Origin of the sequence: Xylocopilactobacillus apicola, from assembly GCF_033095985.1 — a bacterium.
Lineage (GTDB): Bacteria > Bacillota > Bacilli > Lactobacillales > Lactobacillaceae > Xylocopilactobacillus > Xylocopilactobacillus apicola.
The window spans coordinates 2,006,093-2,024,905 of record NZ_AP026802.1 but is presented as its reverse complement, the minus strand read 5'-3'; the positions used below and the strand labels follow the sequence as shown (position 1 = coordinate 2,024,905).

Here is an 18,813-nt window from a genome sequence, read left to right as displayed (position 1 = left end):
GTTTTTGACTGAAAGCCTTTTTTTTTGAATAAAAAGAACATTTTGCTTTCAGATCTGGTACAATTTTTATACCGAACTAGTAAAATTAGTTCAACGAGCAAGAGCTCATGGTTATCAAATTTAAAAATAACCATCGATGCAAAAAGCCGTTGAAATGGGGAAGGGTTCTACCAGTTTTATCATCTCGATTTTTCATTCTATTTTGGATGGGAAGTTTCTTCATTACTATATAAAATTTAACGAAAGAGATATGATGATTTATAAACACAGAAGGTGTACCAATTGACGAAGCAAAATCCGATTGTATTAATTGGCTTCATGGGGGTTGGGAAGACTTCAGTTGGCACGTTTTTAGCTAAGAAAACCAAAGTTAATTTTTGTGATACTGATAAAATGATTACGCGAATGGAGAAGGCAACGCCCGGTGAAATTTTCGCCACCAAGGGAGAGGCTTATTTTCGAAGACAAGAAACTCACATTCTCGAACAGGCTCTAAAACATCCGGGGATTATTTCAACTGGGGGTGGAATTGTAGAAGTTAAGCGTAATATAAGTCTTTTACGTAAGAGTCAAGCGACAATTGTTTACATTTATGGTGATTTACCACACATAATGAAGCGTCTTTTACGCAATCAGCGTCGTCCTTTAGTCGAAAAAAGTACGACCAGAGAGTTTTATCAACTTTGGGAGCGGCGCGACCAAATGTATCGGTCGATAGCTGATGTCGTTGTTGATTCAACTAATAAACGCAATAATATCGTTGCTGCTGAGGTTAAATTAGGAGTAGCATTGTTAGAACGTAATGAATTAACTCGCAAAGAAATTGAAGATTCTTCGCGTATCATGGCGCTTGAAAAAGAGATTGAGCATTTAAGGGCGAAAAAATTAAATTTGGAAAGTCATTTAATTAATCAACGTTTTATCAGCGTTATTAAACGAGGTAGCAAGCGTTCAAGATAAAGTTAACGCGTAATCGTAAGCGGCTTTCGTTTGAAGATCAAAAGCAACAATTCGGACTTTCTCAATAGAGTATGAAGGGAAATTACTGATTGTGTTCAAGGCAATTTTTGCCGCTCGCAAAAGAGGAAAGTGGTAAACGCCCGTACTAATGGAGGGAAAATCAACAGTATGACATTGATGCGCCTCAGCTTCTTTGAGTGAATTGAAGTAGCTGTTTTTTAACAGCTCATCTTCGTTATTTTTGCCATCGTGCCAGATTGGCCCAGGAGTATGTATGATAAATTTAGCTGGCAGATTAAAACCAGGCGTGGTTTTCGCTTCCCCAGTTTTGCAACCATGAAGAGCCTCACAAGCTGCATCTAGTTCTGGTCCGGCCGCACAGTGAATTGCTCCGTCAACACCGCCCCCGCCCATTAAAGTGGTGTTTGCAGCATTAACAATTGCGTCAACGTGACTTTGTGTGATGTCACCTTTAATAATTTCAATTTGGATCATCAGTTTGAACTCCTTTTTTCTTCTATTGTAAATCAAAAATATTTTGTTAAAAGGCAGAAAATTTAAAAAAAGACTTGCTGTAGCGCCGATAATGCGTTATACTATTTAATTGTTATTTGTTACAAGGGGTTTCTATGCGCTAAAGAGCGGATAGGGCTCTTAAGCTATGATGCGAGATGTTGCAACACACCCGGCTGCATTGCCATTGCAGAGTGCGTTGGTGCTTTCGTTGAGCTAGTCAATACAATGAACTTTGACGAGGAGGAAAAAATGGCAAATGAAAAAATTAGAATTAGGTTAAAGGCCTATGAGCACGGCATCCTTGACCAGTCAGCAGAGAAGATTGTTGAAACTGCTAAACGGACGGGTGCTACGATTTCAGGTCCGATTCCTTTGCCAACAGAGCGTTCACTTTATACAGTTTTGCGTTCGCCACATAAGCATAAGGATTCACGCGAGCAGTTTGAAATGCTGACTCATAAGCGTTTAATCGATATTTTAAATCCAACACCAAAAACAGTCGATGCCCTGATGAAGTTAGATCTTCCCAGCGGTGTAGATATTGAAATCAAACTATAATAAGGAGGTTCACATGGCAACTAAAGCAATACTTGGTCAAAAGATTGGGATGACCCAGATCTTTGATGAAAATGGTGAACTGATTCCAGTTTCTGTTATCGATGTAACTCCAAATACGGTCTTGCAAGTTAAGACTAAAGAACATGATGGTTATGATGCTGTTCAGCTTGGAACAGGTGCTAAACGTGACGTTCTTAGTAATAAGCCAGAACAAGGTCACGTTAAGAAGGCTCAAGCTAAACCAAAACGTTTTGTTAAAGAAATCCGTAATTTTGAGCTTGGTGATGGGGAATTTGGTTCTGAAGAATTAACCATAAATGTTGAACAATTTGCAGCCGGTGAGTTAGTTGACGTAACAGGAGTCAGCAAAGGTCATGGCTTCCAAGGAAACATCAAGAAAGATAATCAGTCACGTGGTCCTGAAACACATGGATCTCGTTATCATCGAATCCCTGGTTCAATGGGTGCGATCATTAATCGCGTTTTCCCTGGAAAAAAATTGCCAGGCCGCATGGGTAATCATACGGTAACAATGCAGAATTTAGTGATTGCTAAAATTGATCCAGAACGTAACTTGCTTTTAATTAAAGGGAACGTTCCGGGAGCAAACAAGTCATTCGTAACAGTAAAAAATGCCGTAAAAGCGGTCGCTAAGTAAATTAAGGAGAAATAATGACGGAAATTACTTTATATCGTCAAGATGGTTCCGAAAATGGAAAAGTAAACCTTAGTGATTCTATTTTCGGCATCGAACCAAATGAACATGTCGTTTTTGACGCAGTTGTAATGCAAAGAGCAAGCTTGCGTCAAGGAAACTCAAACGTTTTGAATCGTTCTGCAGTTTCTGGTGGGGGCCGTAAACCTTGGCGTCAAAAAGGAACAGGTCGTGCTCGTCAAGGCTCGATTCGTTCACCACAATGGAAAGGCGGCGGAGTTGCATTTGGCCCACATCCACGTAGTTATTCATATAAGCTGCCTAAGAAGGTTCGCCGTTTAGCACTTAAATCAGTGCTTTCACAAAAAGTGCTTGATAATGATTTGATCGTTGTTGAAGACTTATCATTCTCTCAACCAAAAACGAAAGAATTCATTGCATTTATGAAAAATGTTAAGGCAGACGAGACTTCAGCATTAATCGCTGTTGAATCAGAGAACGAAAATGCAGTTTTATCAGGCCGTAACTTACAAAAAGTTCGTTTTGTTACACCAACTGGAATTAATGTTTTAAACATTTTACAAGGTAAGAAATTGATCATAACCAAGAAGGCTCTTGAGATCATCGAGGAGGTATTTGCATGAGTGATAGTGTTCATGACGTGATTAAAACCCCAGTTATTACTGAGAAGTCAATGGATCTCATGGGGCAACACAAATACACATTTTATGTAGCTCCTGGCGCAAATAAGATTCAAATTCGTCACGCAATTGAAGAAATCTTTGATGTCAAAGTTAAAGAAGTCAACTTGATGAATATTCGCAAAAAGTTTCGCCGTTATGGTCGATACAGCGGCTATAAAGCTGGTAAACGTAAGGCAATCATCACTTTAACTGCTGATTCTAAGGAAATTCCAGTGATGGTCAAAGATCAGTCTACTGACGATAAAAAAGACGATAATAAATAAGTAAAGGAGCAGATTATTGGGAATCATTAAGTATAAACCGACTACAAATGGTCGGCGGAACATGACGTCTTCTGACTTTGCTGAGATTACGAAATCGAAACCAGAAAAGACACTGCTTCAAGCAAAATCAAAAACGGCTGGCCGTAATTCGCAAGGTCACATTACAGTTCGTCACCACGGGGGCGGACATAAGAGAAAATACCGCATTATTGATTTTAAACGGCAAAAAGACAACGTAGAAGCAACAGTTAAGGCAATCGAATATGATCCAAATCGAAGTGCAAATATTGCATTGTTGTACTACGCAGATGGAATTAAGGCTTACATCTTGGCACCTAAGGGCTTAGAAGTCGGTCAGAAGATTGTTTCTGGCGAAAGCGTTGATATCAAAGTTGGTAATGCAATGCCTCTTTCAAGTATTCCTGATGGAACTTTAATTCATAATATTGAATTGAAGCCTGGTAAAGGCGGACAATTAGTTCGTTCAGCTGGTACATCAGCACAGGTTTTAGGTAAGGAAGGCAATTACGTTTCTGTTCGTCTTCAATCAGGAGAAATGCGTAATATTTTAGCTCGTAACCGGGCAACGATTGGTGAAGTTGGTAACGGACAACATGAATTAATCAAACTTGGAAAAGCAGGACGTAAACGCTGGATGGGAATTCGTCCAACAGTTCGTGGATCAGTTATGAACCCTAACGATCACCCACATGGTGGTGGTGAAGGTAAAGCTCCGATCGGTCGTCCATCTCCAGTATCTATCTGGGGTAAGAAGACCTTAGGTAAGAAGACACGTAATACAAAAGCGAAATCTGAGAAATTCATTATTCGCCATCGGAATCATAAGTAGAGGAGATTAGGTTATATGACTCGTAGTTTAAAAAAGGGTCCTTTTGCTGATGAACATCTCTTAAAGAAAGTTGATGCTCAAAAGGATCAAGAGAAAAAACAGATTATTAGGACTTGGTCTCGTCGTTCAACGATCTTTCCTTCTTTTATTGGATATACGATCGCTGTCTATGATGGCCGTAAACATGTGCCAGTTTATATTCAAGAAGATATGGTTGGTCATAAGTTAGGCGAATTTGTACCGACGAGAACGTTCAGAGGACACTCTGGTGAAGATCGTAAAACAGGGAAGAAATAAAGGAGAAAATTATGGCTGATGATAAAGAAGAAGTAATTACTTCTGCCCGCGCGACGGCAAAGACTATTCGGATTGCTCCTCGCAAAGCGAGAATGGTCATTGATTTGATCCGTGGTAAGAAAGTAGCAGAGGCTTATGCGATTTTACAATTTACTCCTCGCGGAGCATCACCGATTGTAAGCAAAGTTTTACATTCGGCAGTCGCAAATGCAATGAATAATTTTGACCTGGATGCAGAGGATCTTTACGTTTCAGAAGTATATGTAAATGAAGGTCCAACCATGAAAAGATTCCGCCCTCGAGCTAAAGGCTCAGCGTCGGCAATTCATAAGCGAACCAGTCACATCACGGTAGTTGTCAAACAGAACGAAGAGTAAAGAGGAGATTGAAGTTTGGGTCAAAAGATTAATCCAATTGGATTTAGAATCGGTGTTATCCGTGATTATGAAGATAAATGGTATGCAGAAAAGAACTTTGCTAAATACCTGATCGAAGACATCGAACTAAGAAAATATATTTTCAAACGTTTAGCAAGTGCTTCAGTTTCTCACGTTGAAATTGAAAGAGCATCAAATATGGTTAACGTTTTTATCCATACAGCTAAACCTGGGATGGTAATCGGTAAAGGCGGAAGTGAAGTTGAAGCATTAAGACATGATCTTTCAGGCTTAACGAAGAGTACCGTTCACGTAAATATCGTGGAAATTAAAAAGCCCGATCTTGATGCCCATTTGGTTGGTGAAAGCATCGCTAGTCAATTGGAAGCACGGATTGCTTTTCGTCGGGCACAAAGACAAGCAATGCAGCGGGTAATGCGCGCAGGAGCAAAGGGAGTTAAAACTCAAATCTCTGGGCGACTAAATGGCGCTGATATGGCACGTCGTGAAAAACATTCTTTGGGTAGTGTTCCACTTCATACCTTAAGAGCAGATATTGACTATTCATGGGATGAAGCAACGACTACATATGGTCAAATTGGTGTTAAAACTTGGATTTACCGTGGTGAAGTGTTACCTGGTAAGCCAAGAGTTAACTTAGCTGAAGAAGGTCCTCGCCAAGGTCGTGGCAATCAACAAAGACGTGGCAACAACCGGTCAAATAATAATCGTAACGGTAATGGTCGCAATAATAACCGCAACGGAAATTATCGCAACAATAACAACCGGAACAATAATCAGAGTAACAATGGAAATAATAGACGACCAAGTAACGCTGGCCGTTAAAAAAGGAGTATTTTAAAATGCTGGTACCTAAACGTGTAAAACACCGTCGTGAATTTCGCGGTAAAATGCGTGGCGAAGCTAAAGGCGGCAAAGAGATCGCATTTGGTGAATACGGAATCAAGGCTTTAGAGAATCACTGGATCACTAACCGTCAAATTGAAGCAGCCCGGATTGCCATGACTCGTTATATGAAACGTGGCGGTAAAGTTTGGATCAAAATTTTCCCGCATAAATCCTACACTTCCAAAGGTGTCGGAGTCCGGATGGGTAATGGTAAAGGTGCTCCTGAAGGGTGGGTTGCTGTAGTAAAAAGAGAGAAAGTTCTCTTCGAAGTTGCAGGTGTCCCAGAGGAAGTTGCCCGCGAAGCATTGCGCTTAGCATCAAACAAGTTACCAATCAAAACGAAGTTTGTAACACGAGCGGAAACGGATGGTGATAAATAGTGAAAGCAAGTGAAATTAGAAAACTTTCAACATCTGAAATGATTGCCAAAGAAGAGGAATATCGTAAAGAACTATTCAATTTGAGATTTCAACAAGCTACTGGCAATTTCACAAACACAGCTCGGTTAAAGAAAGTTAAGAAGAATATTGCTAGAATACTGACAATCTTAACAGAGCAAAAGAGAGGTGAAAGTTAATGGCAGCTGAAGAAAGAAATAACCGTAAAGTCTATCAAGGACAAGTCACTTCGGACAAAGGTGATAAAACAATCACCGTTAAAGTTGATACTAGAAAAACCCATCCAATTTATCATAAGCAGATCAAGTATTCGAAAAAGTATTATGCGCATGATGAAAAAAATGAAGCAAAAATTGGTGATGTGGTTCGGATTATGGAAACTCGCCCTCTTTCAAAGAATAAGAGATTTCGTTTAGTTGAAATTGTTAAGAAAGCAGAGATCGTATAATCCTGAATTCAGGCAAAAGAAGGAGAATAAATTTTGATACAAGAAGAAACTCGGCTTAAAGTAGCTGATAATTCTGGTGCTCGTGAACTGCTTGTGATCCAGGTAATGGGCGGTTCTTATCGTAAATATGGAAATATTGGTGATATTGTAACAGCAACAGTTAAACAGGCTACACCTGGTGGCGTTGTCAAGAAGTCTGAAGTGGTAAAGGCAGTTATTGTCCGGAGCGCTTACGGAGTTCACCGTCCTGATGGATCATATATTAAATTTGACGATAACGCAGCAGTTATTATCAACGCTGATAAAAGTCCGAAAGGAACTCGTATTTTTGGACCAGTAGCTCGAGAATTACGTGATCATAATTTTATGAAGATCGTTTCTCTGGCGCCAGAAGTTCTATAAAGAGATCGTACGGAGGATATATTTTGTATTTGAAAAGGCTTGATAAGGTTCAAGTAGTACGCGGAAAATCAGCTGATAAAGGCAAAATTGGTACCATCGAAAAGGTACTGATTAAAGAAAATCGGGTGATCGTTAAAGGCGTCAACATGGTTAAGAAACATTTAAAACCAAGTTCAACTGGCAGCCAAGGTGGCGTCATTGAAACTGAGGCACCGATCGATGCGTCAAACGTAATGCTGCTTGACCCAAAGACAAATAAACCAACACGGATTAAAATGGAAATCCGGGATGGTAAAAAGATTAGGATCGCGAAGAAATCAGGCGAACCAATCGATAATTCGAAAGTAAAAAAGGAAGGGGAATCTGATTAATGGAAAATCGCTTGAAGAAAAGATACGTTGACGAGATCACCCCTTCATTAGTCGAAAAATTCAGTTATAAATCTGTAATGCAGACCCCTTCATTAGATAAAGTTGTTATCAATATGGGTGTTGGTGATGCAATTTCTAACTCAAGATTTTTAGATGAAGCAGTTAGCGAGTTGAAGTTAATTTCTGGACAACAACCAATTATTACGAAAGCTAAGCATTCTATTGCGGGCTTTAGACTTCGTGAAGGAAATCCGATCGGTACGAAAGTTACACTTCGGGGTGAACGGATGTTTGATTTCTTAGACAAATTGATCAATGTATCGTTACCACGAGTTCGTGACTTTCACGGAGTTAGTCCAAAGTCATTTGATGGTCGGGGTAATTACACGCTTGGTGTTAAAGAGCAGTTGATCTTCCCAGAGATTAATTTTGACGATGTAAGTAAAGTTAGAGGAATGGATATTGTTATCGTCACAACGGCAAATACTGATGAAGAAGCGTTAGAGCTTTTGACTCAGTTAGGAATGCCGTTTGCTAGATAATTAATTAAGAGAGGATAAGACAAACTTGGCTAAAAAGGCTTTAATAGAAAAAAATAGTAGACCTGCAAAGTTCTCGACACAGAACTATACACGTTGTGCTCGTTGTGGTCGTCCACGCTCTGTATATAAGAAATTTCATCTTTGCCGGTTGTGTATCCGCGAATTAGCTCATAAAGGCCAAATTCCTGGAATGCATAAAGCAAGTTGGTAGACGGAGGAGCGAGAAGCAATGACATTAACTGACCCAATTGCAGATTATCTGACAAGAATTCGTAATGCAAACATGGTTAAACATGAATACTTGGATGTACCTGCATCAAAAATGAAAATTTCAATGTCTGAAATTTTAAAACGCGAAGGATTTATTCGTGATTATGTCGTCAGCAAAGATAACAAGCAGGGAATGATTCGAATTTTCTTAAAATACGGATATGATAATGAACGTGTTATCTCTGGTTTAAAGAGAATTTCAAAACCAGGGCTTAGAAATTATGTTTCTGCCCGCAATGTTCCACGGGTTCTTAACGGACTCGGAATTGCAATTTTATCAACATCTGCTGGTGTATTGTCTGACAAAGAAGCACGTCAAAAAGATGTAGGCGGCGAAGTAATCGCCTATGTATGGTAAAGGTGGTGTTTAAATGAGTCGTATTGGATATAAAAAAGTTGTGATGCCCGAAGGTGTTACAATGACCCAAGATGGAAACACCATTACAGTCAAAGGGCCAAAAGGGAGCATCACAAGGACATTTCGTCCAGAAATCACTGTTAAAGTTGAAGGAAATGTAGTTTCTTTTGATCGTAAAAGTGATGAGTTTAAGCCTCTTCACGGAACAACTCGAGCACTTTTTGCAAATATGGTTGAAGGTGTACATACTGGGTTTAAGAAGCAATTAAACCTAGTCGGAGTTGGATACCGGGCACAGATGCAAGGACAAAAATTAGTTTTAAACGTTGGCTACTCTCATCCTGTTGAGATGCCTGCGCCTGAAGGAATTAAAATTGAAGTTCCTTCAAATACCGAGATTATTATCTCGGGGATCAGTAAGGAATCCGTTGGCAAATTTGCCGCCGAAATTCGGGAAGTTCGTCCTCCTGAACCTTATAAAGGTAAAGGGATTAGATACCTTGATGAACAAGTACGTCGTAAGGAAGGAAAGACTGGTAAGTAGTAGATGATTACAAAAATTGAAAAGAATAAGATTCGACTTAAACGTCATAGCCGGATGCGTTTCCATCTCAATGGTACTGCTGAAAAGCCTCGCCTAAATGTATTTCGTTCTAACACGAATATCTATGCTCAAATTATCGACGATGATAAAGGAATAACTTTAGTTAGTGCATCAAGTCTTGATAAAGATTTTGATCGCAAAGGAACTAAGGTTGAACAAGCTAAAGCGGTTGGTGAACTTTTGGGCAAACGCGCAATTGAGAAGAATATCAAAACTGTTGTCTTTGACCGTGGAGGATATGTGTATCATGGTCGCGTCATGGCTCTTGCTGATGGAGCAAGAGAAGCAGGATTAGACTTTTAGGATTGATGAAGGAGAAGACATTCATGGCAGATTTTGATACAAAAGAAAATGAATTAGAAGAAACAGTCGTTCAAATCAACCGGATCACTAAAGTTGTAAAAGGTGGTCGGAGACTTCGTTTTGCTGCAATTGTTGTTGTAGGAGATAAGAGTGGTCATGTCGGATTTGGAACTGGTAAAGCTCAGGAAGTTCCAGAAGCAATTCGTAAAGCTGCTGATGCAGCAAAGAAGAATATGATTACAGTACCAACGTCAGGAACAACAATCCCTCATGAGATCAAAGGTCATTATGGTTCTGGCCATATTTTATTAAAACCAGCTCGTGAAGGTTCTGGAATTTCAGCAGGTGGAGCTGTTCGTTCCGTCCTTGAATTAGCTGGAGTCGGTGATATTACGAGTAAATCTCAAGGAAGTAACACCCCGATCAACGTGATTCGTGCTACTTTTGATGGTTTAAAGAAATTACGGACTGCTAAACAGACTGCTGATCTACGGGGCATCTCAGTAGATTCGTTATAGGAGTGATATAATGACAAAAATTAAAGTTACGCTGGAAAGAAGTGCACTGCACCGGATTCCCGAACAACGAAAAGTGGTTAGAGCACTTGGGCTAGGTAGAGTTCATTCGACATCAATTCTACCTAACAATGCTTCAATCCGTGGAGCAATTGATAAGATTGCTCATTTGGTTTCGATTGAGGAAGTAAACGAATAGAAAGGGAGCAAGTATGCAGTTAAATGAATTAAGACCAGCACCAGGGTCACGGCATTCACGTAAACGGCTAGCCCGTGGTTTTTCATCAGGTCATGGTAAGACCGCTGGTCGAGGAACTAAAGGACAAAAGGCACGTCAAGGCGGCAAAGTTCGGATGGGCTTTGAAGGCGGGCAGATGCCGTTGTTCAGACGAATTCCCAAACGTGGGTTTAACAATATTAATCGTAAAGACTATGCTGAGGTTAGCTTGTCTGCATTGAATGCATTTAACAACGGTGATGTTGTAGACACGGATGCTCTATTAGAAAAAGGGATTATTAAAAAGACCCTTTCAGGGGTGAAAATCCTTGGAAATGGAGAAATTGAGAAGAAACTTACTGTTAAAGTAAGTAAAGTTACTAAGTCGGCGAATGAGGCAATCGTCAATGCCGGTGGAACCGTTGAGGTAAATTAATGTTCGAAACATTATTCAGGGGTTTAAAAGTAAAAAATATCAGATCAAGAATACTTTTCACCTTCTTTGCATTCTTGATTTATCGTTTTGGGTCTTTACTGACAGTCCCTGGAGTTAATGCAAAAGCAATGACTAGCATCGCTCAAAGCGGCTTAGTACCGATCTTAGATACTGTCAGTGGTGGAGGTCTTGCTAATTATTCAATTTTTGCTCTAGGGGTTTCGCCTTATATTACGGCGCAAATTGTAGTTCAGTTATTGCAAATGGATATTGTCCCAGTTTTTGTTGAATGGAGTAAACAAGGAGAGGTTGGTCGTCGTAAGTTAAACAACGTGACCAGAGTTTTGACGATATTTTTAGCATTTCTTCAATCAGTAGCTATTACTGGTGGATTTAATGCACTTTCAAGTCTGAATAATAACGGACAGAAGCTGGTGAAGTCGCCAACAGTTGCGACTTTCATTGAAATTGGTTTTATCCTTACTGCAGGAACAATGCTTTTGACCTGGCTCGGTGAACAAATCACTGATAAGGGACTTGGTAATGGAGTTTCAATGATTATTGGTGGCGGGATTATTGCTCGCCTTCCAAGCGGAATTATGGCTCTTTACCATCAGTACATTGTTGGTGCTTCAAAAACCCGTTTGATGTTCAATATTGGAATCATTGTTTTGATTGTACTTGCAGTAATTTTGATTACCACTTTTGTTACATACGTTCAACAGGCCAATTATAAGATCCCAATTCAGTTTACTCGTCGAGCTACGGGAACTGGAGATAATAGTTTCCTACCATTGAAAATTAATGTTTCTGGGGTTATTCCAGTAATTTTTGCAAGTTCATTCATTGTTACGCCTCAAACGATCTTGACTGCGTTTAGAAATGCACATGAGCAAGATGGCTGGTTTAAAGTTCTCGATTCGATCTTTAACTTGCAAAGTAACTGGGGAGTTGCGATTTATACATTACTGATTGTCCTCTTTACGTTCTTTTATGCTTTTGTACAGGTTAATCCAGAAAAAGTTGCAGAGAATCTAACGAAACAAGGTAGTTATATTCCAGGAGTAAGACCAGGCGAGGAGACGGAGAATTATTTATCGAGTTTACTCATTCGTCTTTCTACAGTCGGGTCAGTCTTCTTAGGATTAATTTCTTTGATTCCATTATTAGCAAGTAATATCTGGGGACTGCCACAGTCAATTGGCCTTGGTGGAACTAGTTTGCTAATCGTAGTAGGAGTTGCATTGGAAACAACACGGCAGCTAGATGGGTTGTTAATGAAGCGAGAATATGTAGGATTTATTAGGTAATTGAGAATGAATATTATTTTGATGGGATTACCGGGTGCTGGTAAAGGTACTCAGGCTGAAAAAATTGTTAATGAATTTGATTTGGTCCACATCTCAACTGGTGATATGTTTCGTGCAGCAATTAGTCAAGAGACTGAATTAGGTAAAATGGCTAAAAGTTACTTGGATCAGGGTAAATTAGTTCCTGATGAAGTGACAAACGGACTTGTAAAAGAACGTTTGGGTCAATCAGATGTTAAGAGCAAAGGATTTTTGTTGGATGGATATCCAAGAACGCTTGCTCAAGGTGAAGCATTAGATCAAACTGTAAAAGATTTGAAGACACAGATTGATCAAGTTGTAAATATTGAAGTAGATCCAGAAGACTTAGTTCAGAGACTCTCAGGAAGATTTATCTGTCGTAAATGTGGAGCGACTTATCACCGAATCTATAATCCTCCGAAAGTTGAAGGTATTTGTGATGTTTGTGGAAGTCGTGAATTTTACCAGCGAGATGATGATAAACCAGAAGTGGTTCGCAACCGTCTAGCAGTAAACATCCAGGATAACACACCGTTGATTGCTTATTACCAAGAACAGGGTAAACTGGCTAAAATTGATGGTAACAAGTCGATTGATGAAGTATTTGCGGAAATAGAAAAAATTCTTAAAAAGTTTGATTCTTTTAAAGAATTGTGATATGTGGTATCATTAATAAGTTAGACCCAGGTTAAAGCAGTCAAAGTGGAGGTTATATTTGGCAAAGCAAGATGTGATCGAAGTACGCGGAAAAGTTACTGATACACTGCCAAATGCAATGTTTAAAGTCCAATTAGAAAACGGAGCAGAAATTTTAGCTCATGTTTCAGGGAAAATCAGAATGCACTATATCCGTATCCTTCCAGGAGATAAAGTGACAGTAGAGTTATCTCCGTATGATCTCACTAAAGGTCGGATTACGTATAGATTTAGATAATTACGGAGGTTAGGATGAAAGTTCGTCCATCAGTAAAGAAAATGTGTGAGCATTGCAGGATTATCAAGCGCCGCGGTCGGGTTATGGTAATTTGCTCTGCAAACCCAAGACATAAACAAAGACAAGGTTAGGAGATAAGTAGTGGTTCGTATTGCTGGAGTTGATTTACCGAGAGGTAAAAGAATAGTAATAGCATTAACTTATATTTACGGAATTGGTCTTCCAACAGCGCAGAAAATCTTAAAGGATGCAAATATTTCTGAAGATATTCGCCAAGAAGACTTAACACCACAGCAGGAAGATGCAATTCGTGGTGCAGTCGATAAGTATAAAGTCGAAGGTGATTTACGCCGGGAAGTCAATCTTAATATTAAACGTTTACAGGAAATTGGTTCTTACCGTGGTTTGCGCCATCGTTTTAATCTACCCGTTCGGGGACAGAATACTAAAAATAACGCTCGGACCCGAAAAGGCAAGAAGGTTTCGATCGCTGGTAAGAAGAAGTAGTGGGGGAGTAATTAAAATTTGGCAACGAGAAGAACTACGCGTCGGCGTAGAGTAAAGAAAAATATTGAGTCTGGTGTTGCTCATATCCACTCAACATTTAACAACACGATTGTTATGATTACAGATCCAAAGGGCAACGCAATATCTTGGTCATCTGCAGGTGCACTTGGCTTTAAAGGCTCACGTAAGTCAACACCATATGCTGCACAACTTGCAGCAGAAGCAGCAGCAAAGGCTTCAATGGATCAAGGGATGCGTAATGTTGAAGTTTCAGTGAAGGGACCAGGTTCTGGTCGTGAATCAGCTATTAGATCTTTACAAGCAGCTGGTTTAGAGATTACTGCGATTCGTGATGATACACCAGTTCCTCACAATGGTTCAAGGCCACCAAAGCGGCGTCGTGTGTAATTATTAATCCTATTTTCATCTAAAATATCAGATCAGAAAGGGGTAATAGTTACTAAATGATAGAATTTGAAAAGCCGTCGATTGCAAGGATCGAAGAAACCCCGATTTATGGGAAATTTATTATTGAACCTTTAGAGAGAGGGTATGGTACTACCTTAGGCAATTCCTTGCGCCGTGTTTTATTGACCTCTTTACCAGGTTCAGCTGTTACTGACATTCAAATCGACAATGTATATCACGAATTCTCAACGGTAGACGGAATTTTAGAAGATGTTTCTCATATTATTCTTAATGTTAAGAAATTGAAGCTGAAATTAGTCGGAGTTGAAGAGAAAGTCATTGAGATTAAAGTCAATGGTGAAAAGAAAGTTACTGCTGCTGATATTGAAAGTGATCCAGAACTTGAAGTAATTGATCCGGATCAATATATTTGTTCAGTCGCTAAAGGCGGAGAGCTTTCAATGCGGATGACTGTTAAAACAGGCCGTGGATATGTTTCTGCTGTTCAAAATAAGACTGATTCAATGCCAATCGGAGTATTAGCGGTTGATTCGATTTATACACCAGTCGAAAAGGTTAATTACCAGGTTGAAAGTACTCGAGTTCGTAACCGGAACGATTTTGACAAATTAACGTTAGAAATTTGGACAAATGGGTCTATCATGCCAACTGAGGCTTTGAGTCTTGCAGCGAAGATTTTGACGGATCATTTAGCAATTTTTGTTGAATTAGACGGCGATGCTGGTAATGTTGAAACCTTGGTTGAAAAAGAAGACAAACATATTGAGAAATTGCTCGATATGACGATCGAAGAGATTGATCTAACGGTTCGTTCATACAATAGTTTGAAGAGAGCTGGGATTAATACCTTGGGTGAGTTAACCCAAATGACAGAATCTGATATGATGAAGGTTCGAAATCTTGGACGTAAGTCTTTAGAAGAAGTTAAAGCTAAACTTGCAAGTTTAGGATTATCACTAAAGAAGGAGGATGAATAGAAGCCATGCATAATCGTAAATTTGGTCGTGATAGTGGCCACCGAAAAGCGATGCTCAGAAATTTGACAACTGATCTGATTGTACACGAACGGATCACGACGACTGAAGCTAAAGCTAAAGATCTACGTTCAGTTGTTGAAAAAATGATTACGTTAGGTAAAAGAGGCGACTTGCACGCACGTCGTCAAGCTGCTGCTTATGTTCGTAATGTTGTCGCAAGCACAGAAGAGAAAGACGACGAAATTGTTGTTGAGTCAGCGCTTCAAAAGCTGTTTTCTGATTTACCAAATCGTTACGCTGAACGTAACGGTGGGTATACGCGAATTTATAAAACAGTTAGCCGTCGCGGTGATGGTGCCCCGATGGTTGTAATCGAGTTAGTATAAAGTCTAACATTTTTCAGTTGATTGTCCTTGCAGTATAATTATGCCAAGGACTTTTTTTATTCAAAAAATTGGGGCACAAATGTCAGATATAATTAAAGTAGATAATTTAAATTTCACTTATCCCGAGACTACAACTCCTATTTTAAAAAATGTTTCATTAACTATTAGGCAAAATACATTTACCACTATTATTGGCGAAAATGGCAGTGGAAAAAGTACTTTGGCGAAGATTTTGATTGGAATTAATCAACCTGATAGTGGACGAGTGACCGTTTCTGGTTATGAACTTAGTGATGACAATTTAAAGAAAATTCGTTGTGAAGTTGGGATTGTCTTTCAAAATCCGGACAGCCAGTTTGTTGGAGCAACCGTCAAAGATGACGTTGCTTTTGGTTTGGAGAATCATTTGGTGCCACATGATCAGATGGATTCAATCATTGAACGCGTTTTAAAGTTAGTTGGGATGTGGGAATATCGTGATCGTCAGCCAGAAGCTCTTTCGGGCGGGCAAAAGCAACGAGTTGCAATTGCCTGCGCGATTGCTTACGATCCAGAAATTTTAATCTTGGATGAAGCTAGCAGCATGTTAGATCCTCGTGGACGAACGGATTTGTTAAAACTGATTTCGAATTTAAAAACTCAAACGTCGATGACAATTCTTTCAGTAACGCACAATTTGACAGAAGCGTTAGCAAGTGATTATATCTATTTATTAACTGAAGGGCAAATTAAGGGGAGTGGTCAACCAACTGACTTATTTACAAATCGGAAGCTTATTTCAGAAAACCATTTGGAGCTACCTTTTATTTTAAAGCTAGATCAGCAGTTAAAAGAAGCAGGAATTCCTATCGAAGATCAATACTTTAGCGAGGAGCAATTAATAGATTATTTATGGAAATTATCTTTAAAAATGTAAGTTACTACTATAACTATCATGCGCCGATGCAGTTTAGAGCTTTAAAAGAAATAGATCTTCAAATAAGGGAAGGTAGTTTTACTTCAATTATCGGAGAAACTGGTAGCGGAAAATCGACGCTTATTCAGCACTTAAATGGGCTTTTGATTCCGAGCGTTGGAAGTGTAGAAATTGGAGATTTTACCTTAACACCTGATACAAAGAAAAAAAGGTTAGGTGAGCTTCGAAGACATGTAGGAATGGTGTTTCAGTTTCCGGAAAATCAACTCTATGAAGCAACAGTTGTTAAAGATATTGCTGTTGCTCCGATTAATTATGGGATGGAAGAATCTGCTGCATATCGGACAGCTTTAGAAATGTTAGATTTAGTGGAGTTGCCAAAATCTTTAGCAGATAGGTCGCCTTTTTCGCTTTCGGGTGGACAGATGCGGCGAGTTGCTATTGCTGGAATTTTAGCGATGCATCCGCAAATCTTGGTTTTAGATGAGCCAACGGCGGGCCTTGACCCCAGAGCCCACCGTGAGATGATGGAATTGTTTGAACGTTTGCATCAGGAGTGGCAACTGACAGTCGTAATGGTCACTCACCAAATGGACGATGTAGCTAAATATAGTGACCAAGTCATTTTGTTAGATCAGGGGTCAATTCAAGCAGCGGGAACGCCCCGCGAAGTTTTTACCCAGTCTGATCACTTAACAGTTGGTTATCCCCGCGCACTTGAGTTCGCTCAAAAGTTGAAACAAAAAGGTGTTTATTTGTCTGAACCGCCTCTTTCAACAACAGAGTTGGTTCAGGAATTAGTTAGGAAGTTAACTTGAGTAAAATATTAATTGGGCGTTATCTCCCCGGTAATTCAATTATTCATCGTCTTGATCCGCGAGGCAAGATGGTTTTCACGATTTTATTCATTATGGTCGTTTTTTGGGCGAATAATTTAGTTACTTATGCATGTCTTTTAGGCTTTACTCTTTTAGTGATACGTCTTTCGAAAATTTCGTTATCTTATTTTTTCGCGGGGATGAAATCCTTCATCTTCTTAATTGTGCTGGTGGTGGTCGTCCAAATGTTTTTCACTCCAGGAGGAAAAGTTTATTTTCATTGGGGGTTGATCTGGTTGACAAGTTCGGGCCTGAAAAGCGCTTTTTACATGTTTTTGCGTCTCTTAATTAACATCAATATCTCGACGATTTTGACCTTAACGACCTCACCCCTTTTGATTGCAGACTCGATTGAGTCGCTTTTGAAGCCACTTAAATTATTGGGAGTACCAACGCAGGTTATTGGCTTGATGATTTCGATTGCACTACGTTTTATTCCAACAATTGCTGACTCAGCACAGAAAATTATTAACGCTCAGATGTCTAGAGGCGTAGATTTTAACGATTCGAGCTTGAAAAAAAGAATTTTGAATATTATTCCATTGTTGGTACCGCTACTAGAAAGTAATTTTAAGATGGCAGAAGATCTGGCGGTCGCCATGGAGTCCCGGGGTTACATTCCGGAGGCAAAAAGAACTAAGTATCGGATCATGCGTTGGCATTTAGCAGATACAGCATCATATATTATTTTAGGAGTAATTACTATTTTGACTTGGGTTTTAAAATCATGAGATATAAAGCAATATTAAAATATGATGGAACAAGGTTTTCAGGCTTTCAACTACAAGCATCGAATTTGCGGACCGTCCAAGGCGTAATTGAAAATGCCTTGATGAAGATGTCGAAGGGTGAGCGGATTGTGGTTTTTGGTGCTAGCCGCACAGATGCAGGTGTGCATGCGTTGGGACAGGTGATTCATTTTGATTACAAAAAGTTTCTGCCCCCTGAAAAAATGCGCTTAGCACTTAATAGTCTAATGCCACTTGATGTTGAGTTTACGGATGTTCAGGCTGTGGATGACGATTTTCATGCCCGATTCGCGGCGCACGAAAAAACTTATCTTTACCGGGTGGCAAGAGGTCGGTTTGTAGATCCTTTTAAACGGTTCTATACGACACATTATCCGTATCCGGTGGATCTTGCTAAGATTGAAGAAGCGCTAAAAGATGTTGTCGGGACCCATGATTTTACCAGTTTTGCAGCTAGTGGAGGTCAGGCGGTAAATAAAGTACGTACAATTAGTAAGGCAACTGTTGAAAGTAGCGAGTCAGAAAATGAGCTGAAATTTTATTTTACCGGAGATGGGTTTCTTTATAATCAGGTTCGAATTATGGTAGGAGTTCTCCTTGAAATTGGCAATGGTCGGCGACCAGTTCATGATTTTTTGCGTCTTTATGAGGTTAAAGACCGTAAAGAAGCTCGTTGGACAGCACCTGCCAGTGGACTTTATTTACAGGAGGTTCATTACCTTTAAGTAGTTTGATTTTTAAAAAAAGAACTTT

Annotated in this window: 34 protein-coding genes and 1 pseudogene; 34 read left to right on the top strand and 1 reads right to left on the bottom strand. The window is 39.5% G+C overall.

The features are described from left to right. Window positions 1–282: 282 nt before the first annotated feature. Complete coding sequence (locus R8495_RS09985) at window positions 283–960, top strand: shikimate kinase (RefSeq protein ID WP_317635332.1); 678 nt, start codon at window positions 283–285, stop codon at window positions 958–960. Here R8495_RS09985 and R8495_RS09980 read toward each other — a convergent pair. Continuing rightward, the gene (locus tag R8495_RS09980) at window positions 952–1,455 is read right to left on the bottom strand and encodes an O-acetyl-ADP-ribose deacetylase (RefSeq protein WP_317635331.1); all 504 of its coding nucleotides are present in this window, start codon (window positions 1,453–1,455) and stop codon (window positions 952–954) included. The genes R8495_RS09985 and R8495_RS09980 overlap by 9 nt on opposite strands. 270 nt (window positions 1,456–1,725) lie before the next feature. On the opposite strand from R8495_RS09980, the gene rpsJ reads away from it, so the two are divergent. The 33 genes and pseudogenes from rpsJ (at window position 1,726) to truA (ending at window position 18,785) form a co-directional block, all read left to right on the top strand. Next, on the top strand, window positions 1,726–2,034 hold the full coding sequence (gene rpsJ, locus R8495_RS09975) for a 30S ribosomal protein S10 (RefSeq protein WP_317635330.1): 309 nt from the start codon (window positions 1,726–1,728) through the stop codon (window positions 2,032–2,034). Window positions 2,035–2,047: 13 nt separating this feature from the next. Beyond that, on the top strand, window positions 2,048–2,692 hold the full coding sequence (gene rplC / locus R8495_RS09970) for a 50S ribosomal protein L3 (protein ID WP_317635329.1): 645 nt from the start codon (window positions 2,048–2,050) through the stop codon (window positions 2,690–2,692). A 14-nt stretch (window positions 2,693–2,706) separates the two neighbouring features. Then, window positions 2,707–3,333, top strand: a complete 627-nt coding sequence (gene rplD / locus R8495_RS09965; RefSeq protein WP_317635328.1) for a 50S ribosomal protein L4 — start codon at window positions 2,707–2,709, stop codon at window positions 3,331–3,333. Continuing rightward, window positions 3,330–3,656 (top strand): 50S ribosomal protein L23, encoded by a 327-nt coding sequence (gene rplW / locus R8495_RS09960; protein ID WP_317635327.1) that lies wholly within the window; start codon window positions 3,330–3,332, stop codon window positions 3,654–3,656. Before rplD ends, rplW begins: the two co-directional genes overlap by 4 nt. A 16-nt stretch (window positions 3,657–3,672) precedes the next feature. Continuing rightward, window positions 3,673–4,506, top strand: coding sequence for a 50S ribosomal protein L2 (rplB, locus tag R8495_RS09955; RefSeq protein WP_317635326.1), 834 nt, complete (start codon window positions 3,673–3,675; stop codon window positions 4,504–4,506). Between the two features lie 15 nt (window positions 4,507–4,521). After that, window positions 4,522–4,803: a 30S ribosomal protein S19 gene (gene rpsS / locus R8495_RS09950; RefSeq protein ID WP_317635325.1), complete on the top strand. Its 282-nt coding sequence runs from the start codon at window positions 4,522–4,524 to the stop codon at window positions 4,801–4,803. Window positions 4,804–4,814: 11 nt separating this feature from the next. Next, window positions 4,815–5,180, top strand: coding sequence for a 50S ribosomal protein L22 (rplV, locus tag R8495_RS09945; protein WP_317635324.1), 366 nt, complete (start codon window positions 4,815–4,817; stop codon window positions 5,178–5,180). A gap of 15 nt (window positions 5,181–5,195) precedes the next feature. Further along, window positions 5,196–5,852 (top strand): annotated as a pseudogene (gene rpsC, locus R8495_RS09940) (30S ribosomal protein S3); the annotation flags it as partial. A 191-nt stretch (window positions 5,853–6,043) separates the two neighbouring features. After that, window positions 6,044–6,469: a 50S ribosomal protein L16 gene (rplP, locus tag R8495_RS09935; protein WP_317635323.1), complete on the top strand. Its 426-nt coding sequence runs from the start codon at window positions 6,044–6,046 to the stop codon at window positions 6,467–6,469. Then, window positions 6,469–6,666, top strand: a complete 198-nt coding sequence (gene rpmC / locus R8495_RS09930) for a 50S ribosomal protein L29 (protein ID WP_317635322.1) — start codon at window positions 6,469–6,471, stop codon at window positions 6,664–6,666. Before rplP ends, rpmC begins: the two co-directional genes overlap by 1 nt. Continuing rightward, the gene (gene rpsQ / locus R8495_RS09925) at window positions 6,666–6,935 is read left to right on the top strand and encodes a 30S ribosomal protein S17 (RefSeq protein ID WP_317635321.1); all 270 of its coding nucleotides are present in this window, start codon (window positions 6,666–6,668) and stop codon (window positions 6,933–6,935) included. The genes rpmC and rpsQ overlap by 1 nt, the downstream gene beginning before the upstream one ends. A gap of 33 nt (window positions 6,936–6,968) precedes the next feature. Beyond that, window positions 6,969–7,337: a 50S ribosomal protein L14 gene (rplN, locus tag R8495_RS09920; protein ID WP_317635320.1), complete on the top strand. Its 369-nt coding sequence runs from the start codon at window positions 6,969–6,971 to the stop codon at window positions 7,335–7,337. Between the two features lie 23 nt (window positions 7,338–7,360). Then, on the top strand, window positions 7,361–7,708 hold the full coding sequence (gene rplX, locus R8495_RS09915; protein ID WP_317635319.1) for a 50S ribosomal protein L24: 348 nt from the start codon (window positions 7,361–7,363) through the stop codon (window positions 7,706–7,708). Further along, window positions 7,708–8,250, top strand: a complete 543-nt coding sequence (rplE, locus tag R8495_RS09910; protein ID WP_317635318.1) for a 50S ribosomal protein L5 — start codon at window positions 7,708–7,710, stop codon at window positions 8,248–8,250. Before rplX ends, rplE begins: the two co-directional genes overlap by 1 nt. A 25-nt stretch (window positions 8,251–8,275) precedes the next feature. Next, on the top strand, window positions 8,276–8,461 hold the full coding sequence (locus R8495_RS09905) for a type Z 30S ribosomal protein S14 (RefSeq protein ID WP_317635317.1): 186 nt from the start codon (window positions 8,276–8,278) through the stop codon (window positions 8,459–8,461). A gap of 18 nt (window positions 8,462–8,479) precedes the next feature. Continuing rightward, a complete protein-coding gene (rpsH, locus tag R8495_RS09900; protein WP_317635316.1) occupies window positions 8,480–8,878 on the top strand; it encodes a 30S ribosomal protein S8 in 399 nt (132 codons plus the stop codon). Between the two features lie 13 nt (window positions 8,879–8,891). Further along, entirely contained in the window at window positions 8,892–9,422 is a 531-nt protein-coding gene (gene rplF / locus R8495_RS09895; protein ID WP_317635315.1) for a 50S ribosomal protein L6, read from the top strand. A 3-nt stretch (window positions 9,423–9,425) separates the two neighbouring features. After that, complete coding sequence (gene rplR, locus R8495_RS09890; protein WP_317635314.1) at window positions 9,426–9,785, top strand: 50S ribosomal protein L18; 360 nt, start codon at window positions 9,426–9,428, stop codon at window positions 9,783–9,785. A 23-nt stretch (window positions 9,786–9,808) separates the two neighbouring features. Beyond that, window positions 9,809–10,303 carry a 30S ribosomal protein S5 gene (gene rpsE, locus R8495_RS09885; RefSeq protein WP_317635313.1) on the top strand — a complete coding sequence of 165 codons (495 nt, stop codon included), beginning with the start codon at window positions 9,809–9,811 and terminating at the stop codon, window positions 10,301–10,303. A gap of 10 nt (window positions 10,304–10,313) precedes the next feature. After that, window positions 10,314–10,499, top strand: a complete 186-nt coding sequence (gene rpmD / locus R8495_RS09880; protein ID WP_317635312.1) for a 50S ribosomal protein L30 — start codon at window positions 10,314–10,316, stop codon at window positions 10,497–10,499. Between the two features lie 13 nt (window positions 10,500–10,512). Next, window positions 10,513–10,953 carry a 50S ribosomal protein L15 gene (rplO, locus tag R8495_RS09875; protein ID WP_317635311.1) on the top strand — a complete coding sequence of 147 codons (441 nt, stop codon included), beginning with the start codon at window positions 10,513–10,515 and terminating at the stop codon, window positions 10,951–10,953. Next, window positions 10,953–12,263, top strand: a complete 1,311-nt coding sequence (secY, locus tag R8495_RS09870) for a preprotein translocase subunit SecY (protein ID WP_317635310.1) — start codon at window positions 10,953–10,955, stop codon at window positions 12,261–12,263. Before rplO ends, secY begins: the two co-directional genes overlap by 1 nt. Window positions 12,264–12,269: 6 nt before the next feature. After that, window positions 12,270–12,941 (top strand): adenylate kinase, encoded by a 672-nt coding sequence (locus R8495_RS09865; protein WP_317635309.1) that lies wholly within the window; start codon window positions 12,270–12,272, stop codon window positions 12,939–12,941. A gap of 58 nt (window positions 12,942–12,999) precedes the next feature. After that, window positions 13,000–13,218: a translation initiation factor IF-1 gene (infA, locus tag R8495_RS09860; protein ID WP_317635308.1), complete on the top strand. Its 219-nt coding sequence runs from the start codon at window positions 13,000–13,002 to the stop codon at window positions 13,216–13,218. A 14-nt stretch (window positions 13,219–13,232) separates the two neighbouring features. Beyond that, entirely contained in the window at window positions 13,233–13,349 is a 117-nt protein-coding gene (rpmJ, locus tag R8495_RS09855; RefSeq protein WP_317635307.1) for a 50S ribosomal protein L36, read from the top strand. Window positions 13,350–13,359: 10 nt separating this feature from the next. Beyond that, a complete protein-coding gene (gene rpsM, locus R8495_RS09850; RefSeq protein ID WP_317635306.1) occupies window positions 13,360–13,725 on the top strand; it encodes a 30S ribosomal protein S13 in 366 nt (121 codons plus the stop codon). Between the two features lie 18 nt (window positions 13,726–13,743). After that, window positions 13,744–14,133 (top strand): 30S ribosomal protein S11, encoded by a 390-nt coding sequence (rpsK, locus tag R8495_RS09845; RefSeq protein ID WP_317635305.1) that lies wholly within the window; start codon window positions 13,744–13,746, stop codon window positions 14,131–14,133. A gap of 56 nt (window positions 14,134–14,189) precedes the next feature. Beyond that, window positions 14,190–15,131, top strand: coding sequence for a DNA-directed RNA polymerase subunit alpha (locus tag R8495_RS09840; RefSeq protein ID WP_317635304.1), 942 nt, complete (start codon window positions 14,190–14,192; stop codon window positions 15,129–15,131). Window positions 15,132–15,136: 5 nt separating this feature from the next. Next, window positions 15,137–15,517, top strand: a complete 381-nt coding sequence (rplQ, locus tag R8495_RS09835; protein WP_317635303.1) for a 50S ribosomal protein L17 — start codon at window positions 15,137–15,139, stop codon at window positions 15,515–15,517. 79 nt (window positions 15,518–15,596) lie between these two features. Then, on the top strand, window positions 15,597–16,433 hold the full coding sequence (locus tag R8495_RS09830) for an energy-coupling factor transporter ATPase (protein WP_317635302.1): 837 nt from the start codon (window positions 15,597–15,599) through the stop codon (window positions 16,431–16,433). Continuing rightward, complete coding sequence (locus R8495_RS09825) at window positions 16,409–17,251, top strand: energy-coupling factor transporter ATPase (protein ID WP_317635301.1); 843 nt, start codon at window positions 16,409–16,411, stop codon at window positions 17,249–17,251. The genes R8495_RS09830 and R8495_RS09825 overlap by 25 nt, the downstream gene beginning before the upstream one ends. After that, complete coding sequence (locus R8495_RS09820; protein WP_317635300.1) at window positions 17,248–18,042, top strand: energy-coupling factor transporter transmembrane component T family protein; 795 nt, start codon at window positions 17,248–17,250, stop codon at window positions 18,040–18,042. The genes R8495_RS09825 and R8495_RS09820 overlap by 4 nt, the downstream gene beginning before the upstream one ends. Then, window positions 18,039–18,785, top strand: coding sequence for a tRNA pseudouridine(38-40) synthase TruA (gene truA / locus R8495_RS09815; RefSeq protein ID WP_317635299.1), 747 nt, complete (start codon window positions 18,039–18,041; stop codon window positions 18,783–18,785). The genes R8495_RS09820 and truA overlap by 4 nt, the downstream gene beginning before the upstream one ends. Window positions 18,786–18,813 lie beyond the last annotated feature (28 nt).

What these genes read in the sequence shown, in the direction of transcription:
- rplO (WP_317635311.1), top strand. Translation starts at nt 10,513, where the DNA reads ATGCAGTTAAATGAATTAAGACCAGCACCAGGGTCACGGCATTCACGT.
- rpsS (WP_317635325.1), top strand. Translation starts at nt 4,522, where the DNA reads ATGACTCGTAGTTTAAAAAAGGGTCCTTTTGCTGATGAACATCTCTTA.
- rplE (WP_317635318.1), top strand. Translation starts at nt 7,708, where the DNA reads ATGGAAAATCGCTTGAAGAAAAGATACGTTGACGAGATCACCCCTTCA.
- rplQ (WP_317635303.1), top strand. Translation starts at nt 15,137, where the DNA reads ATGCATAATCGTAAATTTGGTCGTGATAGTGGCCACCGAAAAGCGATG.
- R8495_RS09865 (WP_317635309.1), top strand. Translation starts at nt 12,270, where the DNA reads ATGAATATTATTTTGATGGGATTACCGGGTGCTGGTAAAGGTACTCAG.
- rpsJ (WP_317635330.1), top strand. Translation starts at nt 1,726, where the DNA reads ATGGCAAATGAAAAAATTAGAATTAGGTTAAAGGCCTATGAGCACGGC.
- rplC (WP_317635329.1), top strand. Translation starts at nt 2,048, where the DNA reads ATGGCAACTAAAGCAATACTTGGTCAAAAGATTGGGATGACCCAGATC.
- rplW (WP_317635327.1), top strand. Translation starts at nt 3,330, where the DNA reads ATGAGTGATAGTGTTCATGACGTGATTAAAACCCCAGTTATTACTGAG.
- rplP (WP_317635323.1), top strand. Translation starts at nt 6,044, where the DNA reads ATGCTGGTACCTAAACGTGTAAAACACCGTCGTGAATTTCGCGGTAAA.
- rplV (WP_317635324.1), top strand. Translation starts at nt 4,815, where the DNA reads ATGGCTGATGATAAAGAAGAAGTAATTACTTCTGCCCGCGCGACGGCA.
- rplD (WP_317635328.1), top strand. Translation starts at nt 2,707, where the DNA reads ATGACGGAAATTACTTTATATCGTCAAGATGGTTCCGAAAATGGAAAA.
- rpmJ (WP_317635307.1), top strand. Translation starts at nt 13,233, where the DNA reads ATGAAAGTTCGTCCATCAGTAAAGAAAATGTGTGAGCATTGCAGGATT.
- rplR (WP_317635314.1), top strand. Translation starts at nt 9,426, where the DNA reads ATGATTACAAAAATTGAAAAGAATAAGATTCGACTTAAACGTCATAGC.
- rpsE (WP_317635313.1), top strand. Translation starts at nt 9,809, where the DNA reads ATGGCAGATTTTGATACAAAAGAAAATGAATTAGAAGAAACAGTCGTT.
- R8495_RS09840 (WP_317635304.1), top strand. Translation starts at nt 14,190, where the DNA reads ATGATAGAATTTGAAAAGCCGTCGATTGCAAGGATCGAAGAAACCCCG.
- R8495_RS09980 (WP_317635331.1), bottom strand. Translation starts at nt 1,455, where the DNA reads ATGATCCAAATTGAAATTATTAAAGGTGACATCACACAAAGTCACGTT.
- truA (WP_317635299.1), top strand. Translation starts at nt 18,039, where the DNA reads ATGAGATATAAAGCAATATTAAAATATGATGGAACAAGGTTTTCAGGC.
- R8495_RS09825 (WP_317635301.1), top strand. Translation starts at nt 16,409, where the DNA reads ATGGAAATTATCTTTAAAAATGTAAGTTACTACTATAACTATCATGCG.
- secY (WP_317635310.1), top strand. Translation starts at nt 10,953, where the DNA reads ATGTTCGAAACATTATTCAGGGGTTTAAAAGTAAAAAATATCAGATCA.
- rpsH (WP_317635316.1), top strand. Translation starts at nt 8,480, where the DNA reads ATGACATTAACTGACCCAATTGCAGATTATCTGACAAGAATTCGTAAT.
- rpsQ (WP_317635321.1), top strand. Translation starts at nt 6,666, where the DNA reads ATGGCAGCTGAAGAAAGAAATAACCGTAAAGTCTATCAAGGACAAGTC.
- R8495_RS09830 (WP_317635302.1), top strand. Translation starts at nt 15,597, where the DNA reads ATGTCAGATATAATTAAAGTAGATAATTTAAATTTCACTTATCCCGAG.
- rpmD (WP_317635312.1), top strand. Translation starts at nt 10,314, where the DNA reads ATGACAAAAATTAAAGTTACGCTGGAAAGAAGTGCACTGCACCGGATT.
- rplF (WP_317635315.1), top strand. Translation starts at nt 8,892, where the DNA reads ATGAGTCGTATTGGATATAAAAAAGTTGTGATGCCCGAAGGTGTTACA.